The organism is Psychrobacter sp. NG27, from assembly GCF_016106655.1.
Lineage (GTDB): Bacteria > Pseudomonadota > Gammaproteobacteria > Pseudomonadales > Moraxellaceae > Psychrobacter.
The window spans coordinates 117,974-139,155 of record NZ_JADGIN010000005.1; the positions used below are offsets into that span (position 1 = coordinate 117,974).

General features: G+C 44.0%; 17 protein-coding genes. 8 read left to right on the forward strand and 9 right to left on the reverse strand.

Features of this window, described 5'->3' with window-relative positions; translation table 11 throughout:
• Positions 1-53: 53 nt before the first annotated feature.
• Positions 54-1,277: a vWA domain-containing protein gene (locus tag IP485_RS09640; RefSeq protein ID WP_198327045.1), complete on the forward strand. Its 1,224-nt coding sequence runs from the start codon at positions 54-56 to the stop codon at positions 1,275-1,277.
• A 257-nt stretch (positions 1,278-1,534) separates the two neighbouring features.
• Positions 1,535-2,731, forward strand: coding sequence for a globin domain-containing protein (locus tag IP485_RS09645; protein ID WP_198327046.1), 1,197 nt, complete (start codon positions 1,535-1,537; stop codon positions 2,729-2,731).
• Between the two features lie 217 nt (positions 2,732-2,948).
• Here IP485_RS09645 and IP485_RS09650 read toward each other — a convergent pair whose 3' ends face one another.
• The 7 genes from IP485_RS09650 to IP485_RS09680 all read right to left on the reverse strand — a co-directional run bounded on the left by IP485_RS09650 (position 2,949) and on the right by IP485_RS09680 (position 10,123).
• On the reverse strand, positions 2,949-3,761 hold the full coding sequence (locus IP485_RS09650; RefSeq protein WP_198327047.1) for a phosphodiester glycosidase family protein: 813 nt from the start codon (positions 3,759-3,761) through the stop codon (positions 2,949-2,951).
• 93 nt (positions 3,762-3,854) lie between these two features.
• Positions 3,855-5,669 (reverse strand): FMN-binding glutamate synthase family protein, encoded by a 1,815-nt coding sequence (locus tag IP485_RS09655; protein WP_198327048.1) that lies wholly within the window; start codon positions 5,667-5,669, stop codon positions 3,855-3,857.
• Positions 5,670-5,873: 204 nt separating this feature from the next.
• Positions 5,874-6,998, reverse strand: a complete 1,125-nt coding sequence (gene rtcA, locus IP485_RS09660; RefSeq protein ID WP_198327049.1) for an RNA 3'-terminal phosphate cyclase — start codon at positions 6,996-6,998, stop codon at positions 5,874-5,876.
• A 196-nt stretch (positions 6,999-7,194) separates the two neighbouring features.
• Positions 7,195-7,419, reverse strand: a complete 225-nt coding sequence (locus IP485_RS09665; RefSeq protein ID WP_194364008.1) for a hypothetical protein — start codon at positions 7,417-7,419, stop codon at positions 7,195-7,197.
• 222 nt (positions 7,420-7,641) lie between these two features.
• Positions 7,642-8,076: a hypothetical protein gene (locus IP485_RS09670; protein ID WP_198327050.1), complete on the reverse strand. Its 435-nt coding sequence runs from the start codon at positions 8,074-8,076 to the stop codon at positions 7,642-7,644.
• Positions 8,077-8,282: 206 nt separating this feature from the next.
• Positions 8,283-8,870 carry a hypothetical protein gene (locus IP485_RS09675; RefSeq protein WP_194364011.1) on the reverse strand — a complete coding sequence of 196 codons (588 nt, stop codon included), beginning with the start codon at positions 8,868-8,870 and terminating at the stop codon, positions 8,283-8,285.
• Between the two features lie 20 nt (positions 8,871-8,890).
• Positions 8,891-10,123: an RtcB family protein gene (locus IP485_RS09680; RefSeq protein WP_198327051.1), complete on the reverse strand. Its 1,233-nt coding sequence runs from the start codon at positions 10,121-10,123 to the stop codon at positions 8,891-8,893.
• Between the two features lie 254 nt (positions 10,124-10,377).
• Here IP485_RS09680 and rtcR point away from each other — a divergent pair, with 254 nt between their 5' ends.
• Positions 10,378-12,090 carry an RNA repair transcriptional activator RtcR gene (gene rtcR, locus IP485_RS09685; RefSeq protein ID WP_227686508.1) on the forward strand — a complete coding sequence of 571 codons (1,713 nt, stop codon included), beginning with the start codon at positions 10,378-10,380 and terminating at the stop codon, positions 12,088-12,090.
• Positions 12,091-12,163: 73 nt separating this feature from the next.
• Here rtcR and IP485_RS09690 read toward each other — a convergent pair whose 3' ends face one another.
• Positions 12,164-12,991, reverse strand: a complete 828-nt coding sequence (locus IP485_RS09690; protein WP_198327052.1) for an IclR family transcriptional regulator — start codon at positions 12,989-12,991, stop codon at positions 12,164-12,166.
• Positions 12,992-13,167: 176 nt separating this feature from the next.
• On the opposite strand from IP485_RS09690, the gene IP485_RS09695 reads away from it, so the two are divergent.
• From IP485_RS09695 to IP485_RS09705, 3 genes are all read left to right on the forward strand, one after another.
• Complete coding sequence (locus IP485_RS09695; protein ID WP_191113865.1) at positions 13,168-14,352, forward strand: acyl-CoA dehydrogenase; 1,185 nt, start codon at positions 13,168-13,170, stop codon at positions 14,350-14,352.
• A 205-nt stretch (positions 14,353-14,557) separates the two neighbouring features.
• Positions 14,558-15,766: a CaiB/BaiF CoA transferase family protein gene (locus tag IP485_RS09700; RefSeq protein ID WP_198327123.1), complete on the forward strand. Its 1,209-nt coding sequence runs from the start codon at positions 14,558-14,560 to the stop codon at positions 15,764-15,766.
• 147 nt (positions 15,767-15,913) lie between these two features.
• Positions 15,914-16,975: a histone deacetylase family protein gene (locus IP485_RS09705; protein WP_198327053.1), complete on the forward strand. Its 1,062-nt coding sequence runs from the start codon at positions 15,914-15,916 to the stop codon at positions 16,973-16,975.
• A gap of 140 nt (positions 16,976-17,115) precedes the next feature.
• Here IP485_RS09705 and IP485_RS09710 read toward each other — a convergent pair whose 3' ends face one another.
• Positions 17,116-17,877 (reverse strand): IclR family transcriptional regulator, encoded by a 762-nt coding sequence (locus IP485_RS09710; RefSeq protein WP_198327054.1) that lies wholly within the window; start codon positions 17,875-17,877, stop codon positions 17,116-17,118.
• Positions 17,878-18,079: 202 nt separating this feature from the next.
• Between IP485_RS09710 and IP485_RS09715 the strand changes: the two genes are divergently transcribed.
• Both IP485_RS09715 and gabT read left to right on the forward strand, forming a co-directional pair.
• A complete protein-coding gene (locus IP485_RS09715) occupies positions 18,080-19,561 on the forward strand; it encodes an NAD-dependent succinate-semialdehyde dehydrogenase (protein WP_198327055.1) in 1,482 nt (493 codons plus the stop codon).
• A 201-nt stretch (positions 19,562-19,762) separates the two neighbouring features.
• A complete protein-coding gene (gabT, locus tag IP485_RS09720; RefSeq protein WP_198327056.1) occupies positions 19,763-21,025 on the forward strand; it encodes a 4-aminobutyrate--2-oxoglutarate transaminase in 1,263 nt (420 codons plus the stop codon).
• The last annotated feature ends 157 nt before the right edge of the window (positions 21,026-21,182 follow it).

Below are 21,182 nucleotides of genomic sequence, written 5' to 3' on the forward strand. Positions count from 1 at the left end.
ATCAATACTAGGCTCAGTCATAACCCAATCAGCCAATAAGCGATGCGACTCTTATGTTTATTAAACTGTTTTATACCTTGCGTACTTACGGCGTGCCAGTCAGTACGCGTGAGCTGCTCGATCTCAATGCTGCGCTTGAGCAGGGTTTGATGATGCAGCCGCACCCAGAAGACCCAAGCCTGACCACCTTTGCCAGTCGCGAAGACATGTATCGATTGATTCGGCTATGTATGGTCAAAGATGAGCGCCACTTTGATAAATTCGATCGGGCAATGGCGGATTATTTCGAAGGTGTCGATAGTTTGGATATGGATGAGCTATTGGCTAAGCTGACGGACGTTCCTAAAGAGTGGTTGGATTTAAAACTAGACCCCAAAAACTTAACGGAAGAGCAGCGTCGACTACTCAAAAAATATGGCTCGCTAGAGGAGCTGATGAAGGCGTTAGAAGAGCGTCTGAAAGAACAAAAAGAACGACATCAAGGTGGCAGTAAATGGGTCGGCACAGGTGGTACATCGCCATTTGGTGCCTATGGCGATCATCCAGAAGGCGTTCGAGTCGGCGGTGAATCTCGTAAGCGCAGCGCGGCCAAAGTCTGGGAGCAGCGTAAGTATCGAAATCTCGATGATGATAGTCAGCTCGGTACTCGTCAAATTCAGATGGCGCTACGCAATCTACGCCAGTTTGCCCGTACTGGCAGTGCTGATGAGCTTGATATCAAAGAAACCATCAGGCGAACCGCAAAAAAAGGCGTGCTCGATATTCATATGCAGGCTGAACGCCGAAACCGTGTCAAAGTGCTGATGCTATTTGATGTGGGCGGTAGTATGGATGTCCATGTCGAAGCGCTTGAGAAACTATTCTCTGCGGCAAAAAACGAGTTTAAAACCTTAGAGTTTTTTTATTTTCACAACTGTCTTTATGACTATGTGTGGAAAGATAATAACCGTCGCCACAGTGCGCCGATGCCAACCTATGAGCTGCTGAATAAATATGGTCGGGAGTATCGCGTTATATTTGTTGGCGATGCGTCTATGTCACCCTATGAGTTGATGACGGTAGGCGGTAGCGTTGAGTATATGAATAATGAGGCGGGTATCGTATGGCTGAAGCGAGTACTTGATCATTTTGATAAAGTCGCTTGGCTCAATCCGGAAAATCCTACATATTGGCAATATACTCAAACCATCGTTGAAATCAAAAAACTCGTGGATAACAAGATGTATCCCATGACCTTGCATGGTGTGGAAGAGATGACCGGTTACTTAGCACGGTAGTTTTGACATCTACCCTAATTTATAAAGTCTATTAGTTCTGATTGAATCTTTATGAAAGCAGCCATTATGACAACATAATGGCTGTTTTTTTTGTTTATAAATAAGCAATATGACAATTCGGCATTGGTATGCTGAGTAAAACATGATAACATTCATTTTAAATGAATCTTATAAGTGTTCTTATTTAAGACATTTACTTAAAGATTCTTATCTCCTGTTTTTTAATATATCCATTCGACCACTCACTGAGAAACAACATGGCTTCACCAAAAACATTAGAAATCGTCACCGCAACCGTTCCTGTACTTGAACAACATGGCGTTGCGATTACCACAGTATTTTATAGAAACATGTTTAATGAGCATCCTGAGCTGTTAGATATTTTTAATGAGACCAATCAAAAACTAGGACGTCAACAGACCGCATTGGCTACAACAGTATTAGCCGCTGCTAAGCATTTGGACAAATTGGCCACGCTATTGCCGCAGGTGACCCAGATTAGCCATAAACATAGAGCGTTACAGATATTGCCTGAGCATTATCCTATCGTCGGTAAATATTTGATCGGTGCGATAAAAGAAGTGCTAGGAGAGGCAGCCACTGACGACATCATTACCGCTTGGACAGAAGCCTATGATGAGATCGCTTCGGTATTTATTCAAATTGAACATGGCATGTATAAAGAGGCGATGTGGAAAGGTTTTGCGCCTTTTAAAGTCACCGAAAAGATAGCAACTGCTACGGATATCGCAGCCTTTACAGTAGTGCCAGTGAATGATAATGAAGATAGTAATGAAGATATTGACCTGAATAAATTGAAGTTAACCGCTGGTCAATATATTACGGTGAAAACAGATCCAACAGACAGCGATCATATTGCGCTGCGTCATTATTCTTTGTACTCTGCCAGTACCGATGCAGGCATTCAGTTTGCTGTTAGACGTGACAACCGTAATGAGCATCATGGGTTGGTCTCTAACTATATGCATGACCAATTAGAAGTCGGTGACACAGTTTTATTGTCGGCTCCAGCTGGTGATTTCGCGCTTAATCAAGATTTGGTACAACAGAATGAGATTCCGTTGGTATTGATGAGTGCCGGTGTCGGGGTAACACCTGTGCTGTCTATGTTAGAGGCGCAAGTACTGGCCAATCCTAAACGACCTATTATCTGGATTTATGCGTGCCAAAATGCCACACATCATGCTTTTTCTGATCAGGTAGAGGCCTTACTCGCAAAAGCTGAAAACGTAGAAAAGCATATTTTTTACTTTGAATCGGGACAGCTATTAGATGCTGCATGGCTTGAAACATTACCAAAGCCTGCCGATATCTATGTATGCGGATCAATGCCATTTATGGAAAGTATGATTGATGGGTTAGTGGGATTAGATCATGGTGTCGATAGTGTCCATTATGAACCGTTTGGCCCTAAAATGAGCTTGGGCGGTTAAGTTTTTAACATATAGTTGGTGAACTACTAAACCGCTACGGCGTTACCCATCCTTAGATGTACTACTTGTACAATCTGCAGTCGGCTACCTTGTACCCATTTTAGAGTTCTTTGACTATAATATTAAAAATAAACGTTTATAAAAAAGCACTTAGCGTGAAATAATCATGCTAAGTGCTTTTTTAATCTTAGTTGACAATAAATAGTATCAGGGCACATTACTCTTTATTTTCAACCACACCAATCATGACGCCCATCTCTTTTTTATCCTGCTTATCGATGCTAGGCGCATATAATGCCGACGCAATCCCACCATCTAAAAACAGTGCATTCGGGCAGTTTAAATTGTCTCTAAATAGGGATGCAAACTGATAAAACGTGACTGGTTCATCGCTATTGACGAACTGTATCGTGCCATCATCACACACGCCTGCACCATTACGAATCTTGAGTGAGGTGCTATCAGGTTTGAATTGTGGATGTATCTCATTATTAATGACCAGCATAGGGCCTGATTGAGTGGCATACCAGGGCTGCGCTTTGTCCTCTGACAGTAACTCACTCAAAGCATTACTTTCCGTAATCTGTACCTTGCCAGCTTTATCCCACCACATGACCCCATTAGGTAACAGATGAAAATTGCCACCACCTTCTTTTAAATTTAATGACTTGATCTCTTTACCTTCGATAACCGTATAGCCAATCGGTGCGTATTTTTGATTGTACATCCCAGCATTCATCGCAAAGTTGAGTGTCTTATCTGTTGGTAATGTTGACAACAACGCATCAAAGGTAAGCATGGGCTGACTACTATCAGATGACTGCCAAAATAACTTTAATGCGTAGCGTTCATCAGTCAATGCTTCCGCTGTAATTCGGCACGCACTGTAAGAAAATGGCATATCCTGAGACTGGCACGACCAGCTGTCTGTATCGCTGCTAGCCGTGTCAGTATTTGATTGCTGGCAAGCGCTAAGGCTTAGCACAAGCACTATCGTTGATAGAGCTAAGGTAAAAAGGGAACTTGGCATTAATCACGCGTCTTTTAACATAGAGGTTATTTAAAGGTTGCTACTGCTTGCTGCTTAATCGCATCTTTATCAATCATTCTCGAGGACTGTTTTTTAGTCACTCGTCGGTGGAAAATCACGGAATGTATTATTGACGTTACCGATCATGATACCAGTAGTATTATTGTTTGCTTTATCGTCCGTTGCTTGATCACCTGCTTTTAAAGTTGGCGCTTCGGTTTGTTTACCTGTATCTCGCGAGTCTTTGTTGTAGGCAATCAGCGCATCATTATCGGCAAGGAAGCTATCCGCTGTCGACATCACCCACATCTGATTGAACACGTCTGCCCGGGCACTTTGATCAAGTAAGGCGCCTCTATCTGTAAAGTAAAAGAACTTCGACAGTAGTTTGATTTGTCCATCGTCTAAGCGGCGTGCGATGTGATAAGGCTGTAGTTGACTTGGATGCTGTAAACCAACTGCGCCTACGATGCTAGCAAGCGATTTTAGCGTGTTTTTATGGAAGCTGGCAACGCGCTCGGCTTTACTTGGGACATCAAGCGCTTTTTGGCGATATGGATCTTGGGTAGCGACACCTGTTGGGCAAGTGTTGGTATGACAAGAGCGCGACTGGATACAACCGACCGCAAACATAAAGCCACGTGCTGAGTTACACCAGTCTGCACCCAAAGCAATCATACGAGCAATATCAAAACCAGAGACGATTTTGCCACTTACGCCAAGCCTAACCTTGTCACGAATACCTGCACCGACTAAAGTGTTATGAACCAATAGAAAGCCATCAACCATCGGCATGCCGACATTATCCATAAACTCGACAGGTGCGGCACCAGTACCACCCTCAGCACCATCAATGACGATAAAATCAGGATAGTTATCCGTCTCTATCATGGCTTTGACAATCGCCATAAACTGCCACGGCTGACCAATACAAAGTTTAAAACCAACAGGCTTGCCACCAGATAGTTCACGTAACTGCTGCCAAAACGCCACGAGCTCACGCGGGGTACTAAATGCAGTATGCGAAGAGGGTGAGATGCAGTCTTGACCAAGTGGTACTTGACGCGTATCAGCAATCTCTTGGGTGATTTTACTAGAGGGTAGGACACCGCCTTTACCTGGCTTAGCGCCTTGCGATAGTTTGATTTCGATCATTTTTACTTGTGGATCAACGGCTTTTTCTGCAAAGGATTGTGCATCAAAATCACCATTGGCATCGCGGCAACCGAAATAACCCGTACCCAATTCCCAAATCAAATCGCCACCAAATTTTCGATGATGAGGGCTGATCGCACCTTCGCCCGTATCATGCGTAAACCCGCCTATTTTCGCGCCTTGATTCAGCGCCATAATAGCGTTGGCAGACAAGCTACCAAAGCTCATGGCAGAGATGTTAAATACCGACATATCATGTGGCTGTGTGCAACGCTCACCGCCCACCATGATACGAAAATCTTTGTTTTCAAGTGGTGCACTAATAGCTGACTGCAAAAACCATTCTTTGCCATGCGTATATAAATTGTCGAGCGTCCCAAAGGCATTGGTATCACTGACGTTCTTAGCACGCTGATAAACAAGGGCTCGCTGCTGGCGTGAAAACGGTACTTGCTCTTTGTCATCCTCGAGCAAATATTGACGAATCTCAGGGCGGAAGTCCTCTAATACATAGCGGACATGACCCGCGATAGGGTAGTTATTTAGGATGGCATGCTTGGATTGAATGACATCGTAAATGCCCAAAGCCACCCCAAAGCCACCAATAAGAATCAGCCACCAGTTCAATAATAACAACCCTGCTAAAAACAGAAAAACGGCTGCACCAAAGGTGCTATAGCGCAACAGTACACCGGTCAAATAGGGCGAGTTACTTTTTGGTTCAGGGTTTAGATTGGTACGAGATTGGGGCATAGCGAGGCTCGGTAATAAAACATGAAAATTAAAAAACGCGGTAATTATATATAACAGATAAAAAGAACATGTCTCAAGCATCAATACGTATGATGTCGACGACAGATAATATTTATCTTAACTTATAATTAACGCGCATATTGTACGGTTATGATATCACGGCTTAGCGGTAATTGAGTAAGGGATGCTTGTGCCATGACTTTCTCAACAAATCACTCGCACCAAAGTTTTCTGCTCATCAATGGCCTCAAACTTAATGTCAACGGGCAAAAACTGCTCAATCAACCATGCTTGAGTTTCAGTATGTTGGCTGATAATTCGTGCCGTAAATTCGCCACCACCAGATAGCGCCAGTGGCAATAGCAACTGGTCTGTTAAGTATTCATCGACCAACGCATCAGTTTTGAACAGATAACGTTTAACCAAGCCTGCTAGTCGATTGCCCATTTTCTCAGCTGACGTGCGTTTTTCGCCCAGTAGCGTAAATATTTCATGATGCAGATGATCGCCACATTCATGAGTAACCTGTGCATAGCAAGTATTGCCTTCACCGATACCGTCCAGCTTATTCGCTTTAGTAGTAATAAGTGACTCATCTACTCCGCTTTCAAGCAGTACGGCTTTAGCGCTGGCAAGCTCGCGTTTGCCAATGTCATATTCTAAATTTAGGACACTGGCTACTAATGCGATATTTGTCAGCGCTCCACGTTCGGTTAGGTGTAGTGGCTTGGAATCAGCACGGCGCATGAACGGTGTAATGGTCGTCTTAATCAGGCCGCCACCGATGGGCGCAAAGCCTGCTTGCACGCATTCAATATTCACTTGCATGCCTAATTTCGCCAGTGCAGGGACGAATGCGTACTGCAAAAAGTCCGTGGTTGGCGCTAATGGATTATGCGTACCGCCTTTTATACTCAATGTTGAGTGGACACTTTGATCTGTATTAGCAAAAAGCAGAGCAGGAAGTAGCGTTTGTAGCACCAAACTGGTACTGCCAGCCGAGCCAATATCAAAATGGTAATCACCTGATCGAATCGCACTCGGCGCAAAGCGAAATGATGAGCTGCCTAACACTGCGCCTGATACGCTAGCGTTCGATATCTGTTGTGACGCTTGTACACACATTAAGTGCTGACGCATCAACCCAGATTTGGCTCGCCCAGCGCGGATATTAAACATTTCAATAGGTATGCCTGTCAGCATCGATAATGAGAGAGCGGTACGAATAATTTGTCCGCCACCTTCGCCAGTGCTGCCATCTATTTTTAGGATTGCGCTCTTGGTGCTTGCAGTATGGGCGTTGGCATTATTGGCGCTTTGGTTGGACATAAAGCTCATTGATACACTCTCAAATTTTAATTTTTTGTAAGGCGGTATGTGATTATTCTATCGTGCGTGCTTAAGTTGCTATCAACTACTATCAACTACTATCAGATAAAAGAGCCTAAAAAATACGTTATGACGCATATTTTTTAGGCCCTGTTCATCTATCTATCAATCAAAATTTAGCTTTAGATATCAACGTTTAGCTGTTGAATTTTTTCGCTAATAACTCTTTGATAAATGTCACGACGGCTGCGCTGTGCTCAGAGTTTTTGATTTCATCTAATAGCTCAGCTTTTGACATGCTTTGGTATCTCTGTATGTCTTCGCTGCTGATGTTTTTTGCGCTGTCGATCAAGCCTGATAGGCCATTGTCATCGTTATCACCGCCTGTTACAGCGCCTAACATATCGTTCATATTTAACATCGGTATTTCCTCATATAAAAGTAATTATCAAATGCTTCAATGTGAAAGTCATTATAAATCTGTGCCGTGGTCACATACCACGCACATCTTAGTCTACCGTATCTATATTCGTTTAGGGGTATTAAAGTCGCTCATGCAAATGATTTGCGCCAACTTCTTTTGCATATCGCTACGGATAATTAGGGCTTCTGCGAGTTTCATTTTGGTTCTCTCTTATTATAATCAGGATTCAATATCGCCCCAAAAATCAATATGATTTGGCGTATCGATTATTGGAAATTTATCTGACAATTCAAAACGAAATTCATGAGCAAGATAGTTTGATAGATCGTATCCATAGTAGATAATATCTGTCTGATAGATAGAAAAGACAGGGTTACCAGCTTTAAAAGGTTTGTTAGCAATATAGCGATGTGAGCGAATAGGTATCATTCTGGAATAAGTCTTATAATGACGTTTAGCAGTAGCTATGTTTTCGCTAACATTATCAGACTTTGTGCCCCATTCCTCTATCCAAAATCCATTTTTCTCTATATCAAATGCTATGCCATCAAAAGGCCAGCCCAGTTTTTTGCGGATAGCAATTGCCTCAATTTTTGACTTTAGACCTAATCGCCAGTTAACAAAATCATTAGATACAGGCAGCTCTTTTTGCAAAAAATCTCGTAGATCAGGGGGAAACTTTAAATTGAATTTACTTTCAATTTGTTGAACTTCTTCATCAGATAGTCCATGTTCAAATTTGACTTTTTTGCTTTAAGTTTTCGTATGATTTCTATAGTTTGAGCATGTTTCATGATGTTTGCTTCCAATTTTAAAAGCTGATTTCAAAATAATTAAATGAGGCACTTATTACCAATCTTTTAATCTTCCCAATAAAAAAGCCCATCGTAATAAGAGAGATAATTATCAACCAGCACAGAAGGTATTTTTTCAGCTATTTCCAATGATGTAGTCAGTGCAAGTGTATTCAAACGAATTAAGCCTTTGCGAGTCAAAATTTTTTCTACTTTCTGAGCAAGATTCTTCACCGCACTATTGGTCAAGTTATCTAGCATTTTACGGCTTGGTAGATAATGAGAACACATTGAAGGGTCATGAATAGGCCATGACTTTGAACCTTGCATAAAGACATAGTAAGGTAGCATTCGATGAAATAGAATTATAAGCCCTTCATAGCTCTCAAGACTTTCGAGAGGATCACTAGTAAAGTCAGAAGTCTGCTGGTAAAACCATGCATCACAGTAAGAGGCATAACCTGAACCATAATGATCTACTTCTAGTTGAAATAGAGTTTGAGTATGACTTTTTATCTCTTCACAGAGGCCTCTATAATAACCTTCTATCGTAGACTCTTCTCCTGTATTGAAAGGATGCCCGTGCCAAACAATCTCTTTTTTTTCAACATGAATTTGGTGGATCAAATCATATAGATTAATAGTTTGTTTCATAATAATCTCCTTTTAAAAGTTTAACCCTTCACACACACCACCTGACGCAAAGTATGTACCACTTCTACCAAATCACTTTGCGCTTGCATTACGTCATCAATATTTTTATAAGCCGCTGGAATCTCATCAATCACATCCGCGTCCTTTCGGCATTCTACGCCCGCAGTCTGCGCAATTTGATCGGCGACCGTAAATACCTTTTTGGCTTCAGTACGTGACATGATACGACCTGCGCCATGCGAGCAAGAGCAAAACGATTCTTCGTTCCCTTTACCGCGCACGATGAATGATTTGGCACCCATTGACCCCGGAATAATGCCGTATTCACCAACGCGGGCACGGACAGCGCCTTTACGGGTCACAAATACTTCTTCGCCGTAATGTTGTTCTTTTTCTACATAGTTATGATGACAGTTCACCGCTTTTACGGCTGCATCAAACGGCTTATGTATGATTTGGCGTAGCGCTTTGATGGCTTTTTCCATCATGATTTCGCGGTTTTTAAAGGCAAAACGCTGCGCCCAGCCAACGGCAAACCAATAATCATCGAAATGCTCTGTACCCTCGGCAAAGTAGGCCAAATCTTTATCTGGCAAGTTGATAAACCACTTGCGCATGTCCTCGCGTGCCAGCTCAATAAAGTAGCGACCGATGGCATTACCCACACCGCGTGAGCCTGAGTGCAGCATGATCCAAACTTGGTTGGTCTCATCAAGGCACACCTCGACGAAATGGTTCCCCGTACCCAGCGTACCCAAATGATTAAGGTTATTGGTGTTTTTAAGTTTGGGGTGTTTTTGGGTTATATAATTAAAGTCATCAACCAGCGTTCCCCAACCGTTCATTACCGTGTCATCAGGGTTTGCCCACGCACCCACATCACGGCGTGACCCGCGACCACGCGTTTTACTACGACCATGTGGAATTGCTTTTTCCAATTCGGTACGCAGACCAAGCAAACTGTCTGGCAAGTCGTTCGCGGTTAGCGTGGTTTGCACTGCCATCATTCCGCAGCCAATATCGACGCCAACGGCAGCCGGAATAATCGCTTCTTTGGTTGGCAATACCGTACCGATAGTCGCGCCAATACCAACATGCACATCGGGCATCACCGCAAGCCATTTATATACAAACGGCATCTTTGAGGCTTTGATCAATTGATCGTGTGCTTTTGGATCAACAGGCACGCCCTTAGTCCAAAGTCTAATAGGCGTTCCACCGTCTTGAATGATGTTATGAGTAGTTGGTTGCATGTTATGTTCCTTAGCATTCCAAAGTTTGTTTATTATGAAAGACAATTCTTACTTTATATATTGCTAAGGGCGTGCCAAGTTTTTAGAATAGTTTGAATTTATTTATAAGTGTTTGATAGTAAATGGTTTAATTCTTACGTGTTTTTCAAATAGATGAATTTACTTAACTATAGGTTAAAAATATATAGAAATATATCTAACTAGATAGAAAATAATATACTATTTATAAATGATAATCAGTGATAAGTAATATTATGAATAGTGATTCGAACAACAAAACCGCCGTCATTGGCTTCCTCGGCACTACTTTAGACAATGGCTTTAATGAAAAGCGTTGGCAAAGATGGCGTCCAACCGTCAGTTTGGGTCTACATGATGAGCTGTTTGTTGATGAGCTGCATATCTTATATAGCAAGCGCGATAAGCGGCTATTTAAAATTATTGCTGATGACGTAGCACAGGTTAGCCCTCATACCACTGTTATTGGTCATCACGTGGCGTTGACCAGTCCGTGGGATTTTGCCGATGTTTATGCTGAGCTGTATGACTTTGCCGCAAGGTTTGATTTTCAGGACAATACCGATTACTTGCTGCATCTGACCACAGGTACGCACGTGGCGCAGATTTGCTGGTTCTTGTTGGTAGAGGCGGGATTTATTCCCGCTAATTTGATTCAGACTTCTCCTTGCCCAAGACCTGACCAAGCTGATCCGCAAGGGCGCTATCAAGTGATTGACTTGGATGTCTCACGCTACGATGGCTTGCGTGAACGCTTTGAAGCAGAAAAACAGCAACATTGGCAAACTCTACAAGCCAATCTAGTCACCCAAAACGCCGCTTATCAAAAGCTCATCTCTGATATTGAAAAGGTGGCCACGCGCTCAACCGCATCCATACTATTGATGGGCGCAACAGGGGCGGGCAAGTCGCAACTGGCAGGCCAAATTTACGCGCTTAAAAAAGCCAAAGCCAGCAGTGCGCAAGGCAAAAACACGCTTGAACAATTCATTGAGGTCAACTGCGCCACGTTGCGTGGTGACACTGCCATGAGTGTATTATTCGGTCATGTCAAAGGGGCATTTACAGGCGCTGCGACGAGTCGGGATGGGCTGCTAAAATCAGCCGATGGTGGATTGTTATTTTTAGATGAAATCGGTGAGTTGGGGCTTGATGAGCAAGCGATGCTATTGACCGCACTGGAGGAGCAGCGCTTTTATCCGCTGGGCAGTGATACGCCGATTAGCGTGTCGTTTCAGCTAATGGCAGGGACGAATAAAGACTTGCGGCAAGCGGTCGCTAATGGCGAGTTTCGAGCGGATTTGTTTGCGCGTCTTAATACATGGACGTTCTTTTTACCATCGTTGAAAGACCGTCTGGAAGACTTACCTGCCAATATCGACTATGAGCTAGCGCGCTTGGGCAGCGAGCAGCAGCAGCAATATCGATTTACCCCAGAGGCGAGGCAGTTGTATGAAGCTTTTGCAATGAGTACGGATGCGACATGGCAGGGGAACTTTCGTGATTTGACTGCTAGTATGATTCGTCTGACCACGCTGGCTGAGAGTAAAGTGATTCGCAATGATGATGTGCAAGCGGAGATTGAACGCTTAACGCATCTTTGGGAATTGCCTGATAGTTTTAATGGCTCTGATGGCTTAAATAGCGGTAATGTTAGGACTAAAAATAGCCTAAGCAATAATAGTACTTTAAATAGTGAAACCATTGAGAAGGGTAGCCATAATATTTTAATAAAATATCTCGATGAAGACATGCTGACAACTATTGATCCGTTTGATGCAGTGCAATTGGCATATGTGATTGAGGTATGTATTAGCCATAAAAACCAAGCAGCGGCTGGACGCTATCTGTATGCGAATTCGCGTGATAAGCTAAAAAGCCCGAACGATAGCGATAGATTGCGTAAGTATCTGATGAAGTTTGGTCTTAGGTTTGATGAGCTAAAATGAAGTATCTCTCATAAGATAAAACCCGTCAATTAAGTCAAGATACTTATACTATAGTTTTATGGTTTATTCTCTTTTAAACGCCCGAACCAATCCGCTCAGCCAATGCCTGCAATTTTGGCACTATCATCGTCGCATAGTTATCAGCTTCCCAGTTGGCACTTGGCACACTGGCATTGAGCGAATAAGCATACTGTCCAGTGGCGATATCAAACACGCCAATCGCTACCGCCAATATATCGGTAGAAAACTCCCCATCAGACACGGTATAGCCGTATTTTTCATAATGCTCAGTCGCGCTGGCTAGGGCAGTTTGCGCATGGTTATAATCCTCTGTAGATAACTGCTCTTGTAAATTACTATCAATTACAGCCTGTCTCGCCTGTGAGCTTACCGTATAAAAAGCACGTCCGATAGCAGTGCGTGCGACGGGTACGGCGGAGCCAACCTGTAAGTTGACCGATAGACGAGCAGGACTACGGCAGCAGGCGTGATATCGCATTTCTCCTTCGACTTCGGTTGCCAAATTCACCGATACTTCGTTTTCACTAGCGAACTGACGTAATAGTGGTTCAGCTGCTGCGACCATATCGTGGCGACTCCATGCGGTCGCGCTTAGGCGTACAGCACTACTGCCCAATTGATACTGACCATAATCATTCGTTCGTAAAAAACTAAGCGTAGTCAAAGTATGGATAAGGCGAGTAATGGTTGCTTTTGGCAGTTTGGTCATCTGACATAGCTGTTGATGGGTGAGCCGCTCATTATGCTCAAAAGCCGCTAGTATGATCAGTCCCCGTCCCAATGCCGTCACAAACTGTCGGTCATTCTCTTCCTTATTTTGACTCATTGTTGCATGCATGCGTTCGAGTAGTGGAGTAGCTGTTGATAAGGGTTTCGTCATTTTATACTCATATTTTTTTGATAAAGGTTTACAGCGTGGCTAAAGTTTGGTTAAATGGTTTTAAATTATGAAACTAAGTTTCGCACAGCGGAATAATGAAGTCAATGACTTGTTAGACCAAATGATGTATCAAACACTATTAGTCAGTCAGGATGACTGATACCAAGGAGATCCACATGGCAACATCTACTAGCCCACGCTTTGATTGGGAAGATCCTTTTTTACTACGTGACCAGCTCACTGAAGAAGAGCGCATGGTCACCGACAGCGCGCGTCAGTTTTTTCAAAAAGAGCTGATGCCTGGCATTATCGAGGCCAATCGCAACGAGAATTTTGATCGTAATATCATGCGTCAAATGGGTGAAATGGGTCTGCTTGGTGTCACGATTGAGGGCTATGGTTGTGCAGGTCTATCAAGTGTCGCCTATGGTCTGATTGCCAAGGAAGTGGAAGCCGTTGATTCGGGCTACCGTTCAGCGATGAGCGTACAATCAAGCTTGGTTATGCATCCTATTTGGGCGTATGGCACAGAAGAGCAAAGAGAGCGTTATTTGCCTAAGCTTGCTTCGGGTGAGTATGTCGGCTGCTTTGGTCTGACTGAGCCAGATTCAGGATCTGATCCTTCATCGATGTCTACTCGTGCGCGCGCTGTGGATGGCGGTTATGAGCTGACGGGCAATAAAATGTGGATTACCAACAGTCCTATCGCTGACGTATTTGTCGTGTGGGCAAAAGATGATGCGGGTGAGATTCGCGGTTTTGTTTTAGACAAAGGTATGAAAGGATTATCAGCACCGAAAATCGAAGGTAAGTTCTCATTACGTGCGTCAGTCACTGGTGAGATTGTTATGGACAAAGTATTCGTTCCTGAAGCCAATGCTTTCCCAGATATCCGTGGTCTAAAAGGGCCATTTGGCTGCTTGAACAAAGCCCGTTATGGTATCGCTTGGGGTTCGATGGGTGCGGCAGAATTCTGTTGGAAAGCCGCTCGTCAGTACACGCTCGATCGTAAGCAGTTTGGTCGTCCGCTAGCCGCAACGCAGCTGGTACAGTTGAAGCTGGCCAATATGCAGACAGAAATCACATTAGGTCTACAAGCGGCACTACGTGTCGGTCGTCTGATGGATGAAGACAATGCAGCACCTGAAATGATTTCACTCATTAAACGTAATAACTGCGGCAAGGCGCTTGATATCGCTCGTATCGCTCGTGATATGCATGGCGGCAACGGTATCTCTGACGAATTCCATATCATCCGTCACGTGATGAACTTGGAAGCCGTCAACACTTACGAGGGTACACATGATATTCATGCGCTTATCCTAGGCCGTGCACAGACAGGCATTCAAGCGTTCTTTTAAGCGTTTTTAGCTAATAGTTTTTGGTACAAATGTATTTTATGACGTACGTTACTGCTTGGCTTTTTATCAAAAGAGCATTAACAGTAGCGTACGTTTTTCAGTTGTTCTTCATGATTTAACTGCTTAGCAATTACATCTTGAAGAACAATTTTCTAATCAGAAAATCGAAAAATACGCCACAGAGTAAGGGAATCTCATGACAGATATGATTGATATGGCTAACATGCCAAGGGGCGCATTGCATGGTATCAAGGTGCTCGATTTATCGAGAGTGCTGGCTGGCCCTTCTTGTACTCAAGTACTTGCTGATCTTGGTGCCGAAGTCATCAAAGTTGAGCGTCCTCATATCGGTGATGAGACGCGCCATTGGGCACCGCCAACATTCAGCGATGATACCTCCGCTTATTATGCTACGATTAACCGCAATAAAAAATCACTGACGGTAGATATCACTACGCCGACAGGACAAGACATCATTAAGCAGCTAATCGCTGACAGTGATATCTTGGTTGAGAACTTCAAAGTCGGTGGTCTGAAAAAATACGGCTTGGATTATGACAGCTTAAAACAAGACAATCCGCGGCTGATTTATGCGTCATTGACAGGCTTTGGGCAGACAGGTCCCGATGCCGCGCGCCCTGGTTATGATTATATTATCCAAGGGTTATCGGGGCTGATGAGTATCACAGGCCCTAGTGATGGCGAGCCGCACAAAGTTGGCGTGGCAGTCGTCGATTTGTTTGCAGGTTTGCAGCTAACGATTGGTATTCAGGCGGCACTATTGGCGCGTCAAAATACGGGTGTTGGTCAACATGTCGATGTGGCATTGCTCGACAGTGCACTGGCTATGCTGGCCAATGTCGGCATGAATCATTTGGCATCCGATAAGATACCGCCAAGGTTGGGTAATCAGCATCCTAATATCGTGCCGTATCAAGTATTTGCGGGCGAGGGCGAGCAGCACTTTATTTTAGCCTGTGGTAACGACAGTCAGTTTGCCAAACTGTGTGAGGTGCTCGCAGTTGATTGGCATACCAAAGAGCGCTTTGCGACCAATCCACAACGCGTTGCCAATCGCGAACTGCTGTGCGGGGAGCTGACTAAGTATTTTGCTAATCAGCCACGCGCCTATTGGCTAGAAGTGCTAGATCAGGCAGGTATTCCATGCGGCGCGATTCATAACGTGGCTGAAGCCTTGGCCATGCCGCAAGCGCAAGCACGTGAGATGATCGTTAATTTCACCGAGCAAGGCAGTCCAGTACGTGCACTTGGCAATCCTATCAAATTATCCGCATCACCAGTCAGCTATCGTACGCCGCCACCGCAGTTAAGCGAACATACTGATAGTACACTTGCTGATTTGGGTTATGACAGTGAGATGATCGCTAAGCTAAAAGCTGATGGTATTGTTTAGTGCGTCGTTTGCAGTAGTATACTTGCAGGAATAGATGCTCAAAATAACAGCTAGAAAATGGAACTTCTTAAATAAAGTAGTGTTAAATACAGCAGTATCACAACAAATAATGCAAAACCAAGTAGTGTCAAACAAGGAATGTTGAGCATGAAAATATACAGCCATGAAAATTTAAGCCTGCATAGACCGCTGCCATATTTTTCTTATGGAAAGATGCATGAGCCGTTAGAGATACCAGAACGTATGGTCGAGTTTTTGAAAGCGCCAGCTGCATTGGGCTTAGAGGTGACGACTGCTATCGATGTTGGCACCGGGCCTATATTAGCGGTACATGATTTTGGTTATGTTGAGTTTCTTAAGCATGGCTATGATGAATGGATGGCAGTAGGGGAAGACTTGGGTGCGCAGGTGCAGACAGGGATTTTTGTACCGTATGATAATCCTGGTATTGGCATCATGGCAAAAGCAGCTAAGTATCAAGCAGATGACAGTGCGCCCATTAGTGAGCATTCTTGGACATCTATCTATTGGTCAGCGCAAACAGCACTTAACGCAGCCGAAGCATTGCTAAATGATAAAGTAACAGACGCTGAGCGTGCTGACAGTCATATACAGCTTTGCTTTTCACGGCCGCCTGGTCATCACGCGCGTAAGAGCGCTGCGGGTGGGTTTTGCTATCTTAATAATGCTGCCATCATCGCCGAACATCTACGGCAGAAATACGCAAAAATCGCCGTTATAGATACGGACATGCATCACGGACAGGGTATCCAAGAAATATTCTACGACCGCAAAGACGTGCTTTATACTTCAGTACATGGTGACCCCGTTAATTTTTATCCAGCAGTGACAGGGCATGCGTTTGAAAAAGGCATAGGCGAAGGTGAGGGCTACAACATCAATTTCCCGATGCCACATGGCACCGATGAAGTGGGATTTTTTGAGTATATTGATAAGTCTATCGAGGCAATGATGCTATTTGACCCTGATGTTATCGTTCATGTCTTGGGGTTTGATGTTTATGAGAATGACCCAGAAGCAAGATGTGCTGTTAGTACCGAAGGCTTTAAGATATTGGCACAAAAAATGAAAGCGCTAAACAAGCCATTGATCGTCTTAGTCGAGGGTGGCTATTATATTCAAAAGCTCAATGATAATCTGCAAGCATTTTTATCTGGGCTTATCGCTGAAGACAGCAATAATAGTTGAAGTTATAAGCAACTAAAGTAATATAAGTGATCCAGCTAGTTGAATGCTCAGTAGTATCAGTCAAATTAAAAACAATCAAATAGGTCACAGAGTTTACCGTCACACTCTGCGACCTACTCTCTACAAACTTCTATCATTTATCAATTCGTAGTAAAGCCTAAATGCTGCTCAATTTGCTCGGCCAATTCAATCAATACCGCACTGACCTCAGCCCGTTTAGACTCATACTCTCCTTGCAAAAAACTCACCGCCATACCAGCGACCGCATTGCCTGATGCATTACGGATATAAGTGCCCAAGCAGTACATCCCATCTCGTAATTGACCGTCATCGAGCGATACTCGGCTTTCTTGTATCGCCGCAAGCTCAGTTGCCAAATCGGTAAAATTCTTGACCCCATGCTGGGTCATAGGCGTTGGAAACGCATCTTTATACAATGATTTGATACTGTCCATCGACAACGTCGATAGCATGGCTTTGCCTGTCGCAGAAAATACGGCAGGTACGCGAACGCCTGCTCGAAAAGTAAATCCAAGCGGCGCAGGGGACTCATGACAAGCCAAAAATACCACTTCGCCCAAATCAAGTTTTGACAAGGTAACTGTGTGCTGAAGAAGTACCGGATACTGCACAATCAAATCTTTAAACAACTGCACCACGCCTTGCTGCTGCTCATACTTGCCTGCCCAATACATCAAATATGAACCCAAATAAAAACGGCTTTCAGGGTCTTTGTAAATGACATGCTTGGTCAATAGACTCTGCAAAATGTTGTGAGTGGAGCTACGCGGTAGCCCAAGCTCTTTTGCGATATGAGCCGCTGTCAGAGGCTGTGAGCTATCGGTAATCAAGTCCAAAATCTGAAATGTTTTGTCTAGCGCAGGTACGGCAGTCGAGCTCATAAATAACCTATAAAGTGAAATAAAAGAAAGAAGTACAAGATAATTTTTAAAATAATGAGATTAAGGGTTGCAAATCGCGTCATATCGTTCTTATAATGATGTCTCGTATATAGAATACCTGTTCAGTATATTGAACAAACAACGAATTATCAATAATTATTTACGACTTACCATTGTATCCATTCTTATAAATACATCCTATATGACAAGGAGCGTCAACATGTCACACACGCTGCAGTTATCGAATCCAGATTTACTCAAACAATCTTGCTTCATCAAAGACGGCTGGCATGCTGCTAGTGATGAAGCTGTACTTGATGTCAACAACCCTTTTAATGGCGAGCTCATTGGTACTGTACCAAGCCTCACCACAGAAGATGTCAACGAAGCCGTTGCTTATGCTCATGATGTCCAAGCAGACTGGGCAGCAAAAACAGCCAAAGAGCGTGCAGAGTTATTGCAAAAATGGGCTGATCTAATCGATGCCAATAAAGAAGATTTGGCCATCATTATGACTGCTGAGCAAGGTAAGCCGCTGACTGAGTCACGTGGTGAAGTGGGTTATGCCAACAGCTTTATCCGCTGGTTTGCAGAAGAAGGCAAACGCGTCTATGGTGATGTGATTCCTGCCAATAGCGCGCAGCTACGTCATGTCGTTCTCAAGCAGCCAGTCGGTGTTTGTGCCGCTATTACGCCTTGGAATTTCCCAGCTGCGATGATCACGCGCAAAGTTGCTCCTGCACTAGCAGCAGGCTGTACGATTATCGTCAAACCTGCTACCGAGACACCATACTCTGCATTAGCACTGGGTGTATTGGCAGAGCAAGCGGGTATTCCTGCTGGCGTTATTCAGGTTGTAACCGGTAAGTCTTCTGTCATCGGCGACATCCTAACGGGTGATGCACGCATTCATAAACTGTCATTCACAGGCTCTACAGAAGTAGGCCGTACGCTGATGGCACAATGCGCGCCAACTATTAAGAAGCTATCGTTAGAGTTGGGTGGCAATGCGCCATTTATCGTCTTTGATGATGCCGATCTAGAGAAAGCCGCTGCTGGTTTAATCGCTTCTAAATATCGTAATGCTGGTCAGACCTGTGTCTGTGCCAACCGTGTATACGTGCAAGACAGCATCAAAGATAAATTCTTAGACGTCTTTGTCAAAAAAGTCGCTGAATTAAAAGTAGGTAACGGCCTAGAAGAGGGCGTCGATATTGGTCCTCTTATCAACAAAAAAGCGTTAGATAAAGTCCAAGCCTTGCTAAAAGACGCGCTAGATAAAGGCGCAAAGCTGGTCACTGGCGGTAGTATCAATGATGCTTCAGAACTGACTTATAACCCAACGGTTATCACCGATATTAGTAGCGATATGGATATCGCCTCTGAAGAAATCTTTGGACCAATTGCGACCATCTTTACCTTCAAAGACGAAGCAGAAGTTATTCATGCTGCTAACGATACGATTTATGGCTTGGCCGCTTACTTTTATAGTAGCGACTATGCACGCTCATGGCGCGTTACCGAAGGTCTTGAGTACGGCATCATCGGTCATAATACTGGTCTAATTTCTACCGAAGTTGCCCCATTTGGCGGCGTGAAGCAGTCTGGATTTGGCCGTGAAGGTTCAAAATATGGTATCGAAGACTATATCACGACCAAATACTGGTGCTCTGATATCACCTAATAGCCATAACCTAATGAGTTGGCTTAATGGTTAGCACAGTAACAATTAAAAAAGTATCAATTAGCATAAATTTTTAGATATCTGTGGTGTTTTGGGTCAAACAAGCACCATTTGATATCTAATGAGTACAAAGACAGACATCAAATAAACCGCCAATCTCTAGATGGCACTTATGTTACGAACAAAGAAAAGGACATTCCCATGACGACTACCAATCAATCATTACTTGAGCGCCGCAAAGCTGTTTTACCAACAGGACTTGGGGTTGCCTTTCCTATCTTTGCAGAAAAAGCAAAGAACTCAGAAATCTGGGACATCGAAGGCAAGCGCTATATCGACTTTGTCGGTGGTATCTCAGTATTGAACACCGGTCACAGCCATCCAAAAATCACCCAACGTGTCCATGAGCAGTTAGACAAATTTACGCATACTGCGGCGCAAATGATTAACTACGAATGCTATGTGGATTTGGCTGAAAAGCTGTGCGAAAAAGCACCTATCAGCGGCGATACCAAAGCATTCTTTTTGACCACTGGCGCAGAAGCCGTTGAAAACTGCATCAAAATTGCTCGTGCTAAAACCCGTCGTCCAGGCGTGATTTCTTTTGTTGGCGGTTGGCATGGTCGTACCATGATGTGTATGAGCCTGACAGGCAAAGTATTGCCATACAAAAAGAACTTTGGCCCGATGCCAGGACCTGTGTTCCATGCGTTGTTCCCTGCAGAAGAGTTGAACGTAACAGAAGCGCAAGCGCTACATAGCCTTGACATGATCTTCCAAGCAGATATCGATCCTAGTGAAGTGGCTGCAATGATTATCGAGCCAGTCCAAGGCGAGGGTGGTTTCCATCAGGTAACGCCGTCATTTGCCAAAGCATTGCGCGAGATTTGTGATGAGCATGGCATCGTGCTTATTTTTGACGAAGTACAGTGTGGTTTCGCTAGAACCGGTACCTTGTTTGCAGGTGAGCAGCTAGGCGTTGAGCCTGATTTGATGACAACTGCCAAGAGCTTGGCTGGCGGCTATCCTATATCAGCAGTAGTTGGTCGTGCTGACATCATGGATGCGCCGCAAGTAGGCGGTTTGGGTGGTACTTATTCTGGCAACCCACTGGCTTGTGTTGCGGCACTTGCTGTTATGGAAGTTATCGAAGAAGAAAACTTACTTGAGCGTAGTGTGGTGATTGGTGATACCATCGCCGCGTTCTTAAAAGGCTTGAACCTAAGCAGTATCGGTCATATCCGTCATAAGGGCGCGATGTTAGCGTTTGAATTGATTGATAGCGAAGGCAAGCCTGATGCCGCCGCCGCAGCCAATCTAAAAACAAAATCATTTGAGCAAGGCTTGCTACTAGCGTCTTGTGGTATGTATGGCAATGCCATTCGTGTGATGGTGCCATTGACAGTTGAAGATGAAGTGTTACAAGAAGGCCTTGATATCATCAAAGGTATTCTAACGGCATAAGCAATACTGAGTGTCATTTACTTTAGCGATGGATCGTTTTTAACCAAGTACATCTAGTTCAAGTACCGATATTGGTTAAAAGATTGTATGAAAGATAACGGCAAGGTTGCCCTTATGACACTCCATTTGAGTATGTTGTTAGACGGCGCCTTGCAAG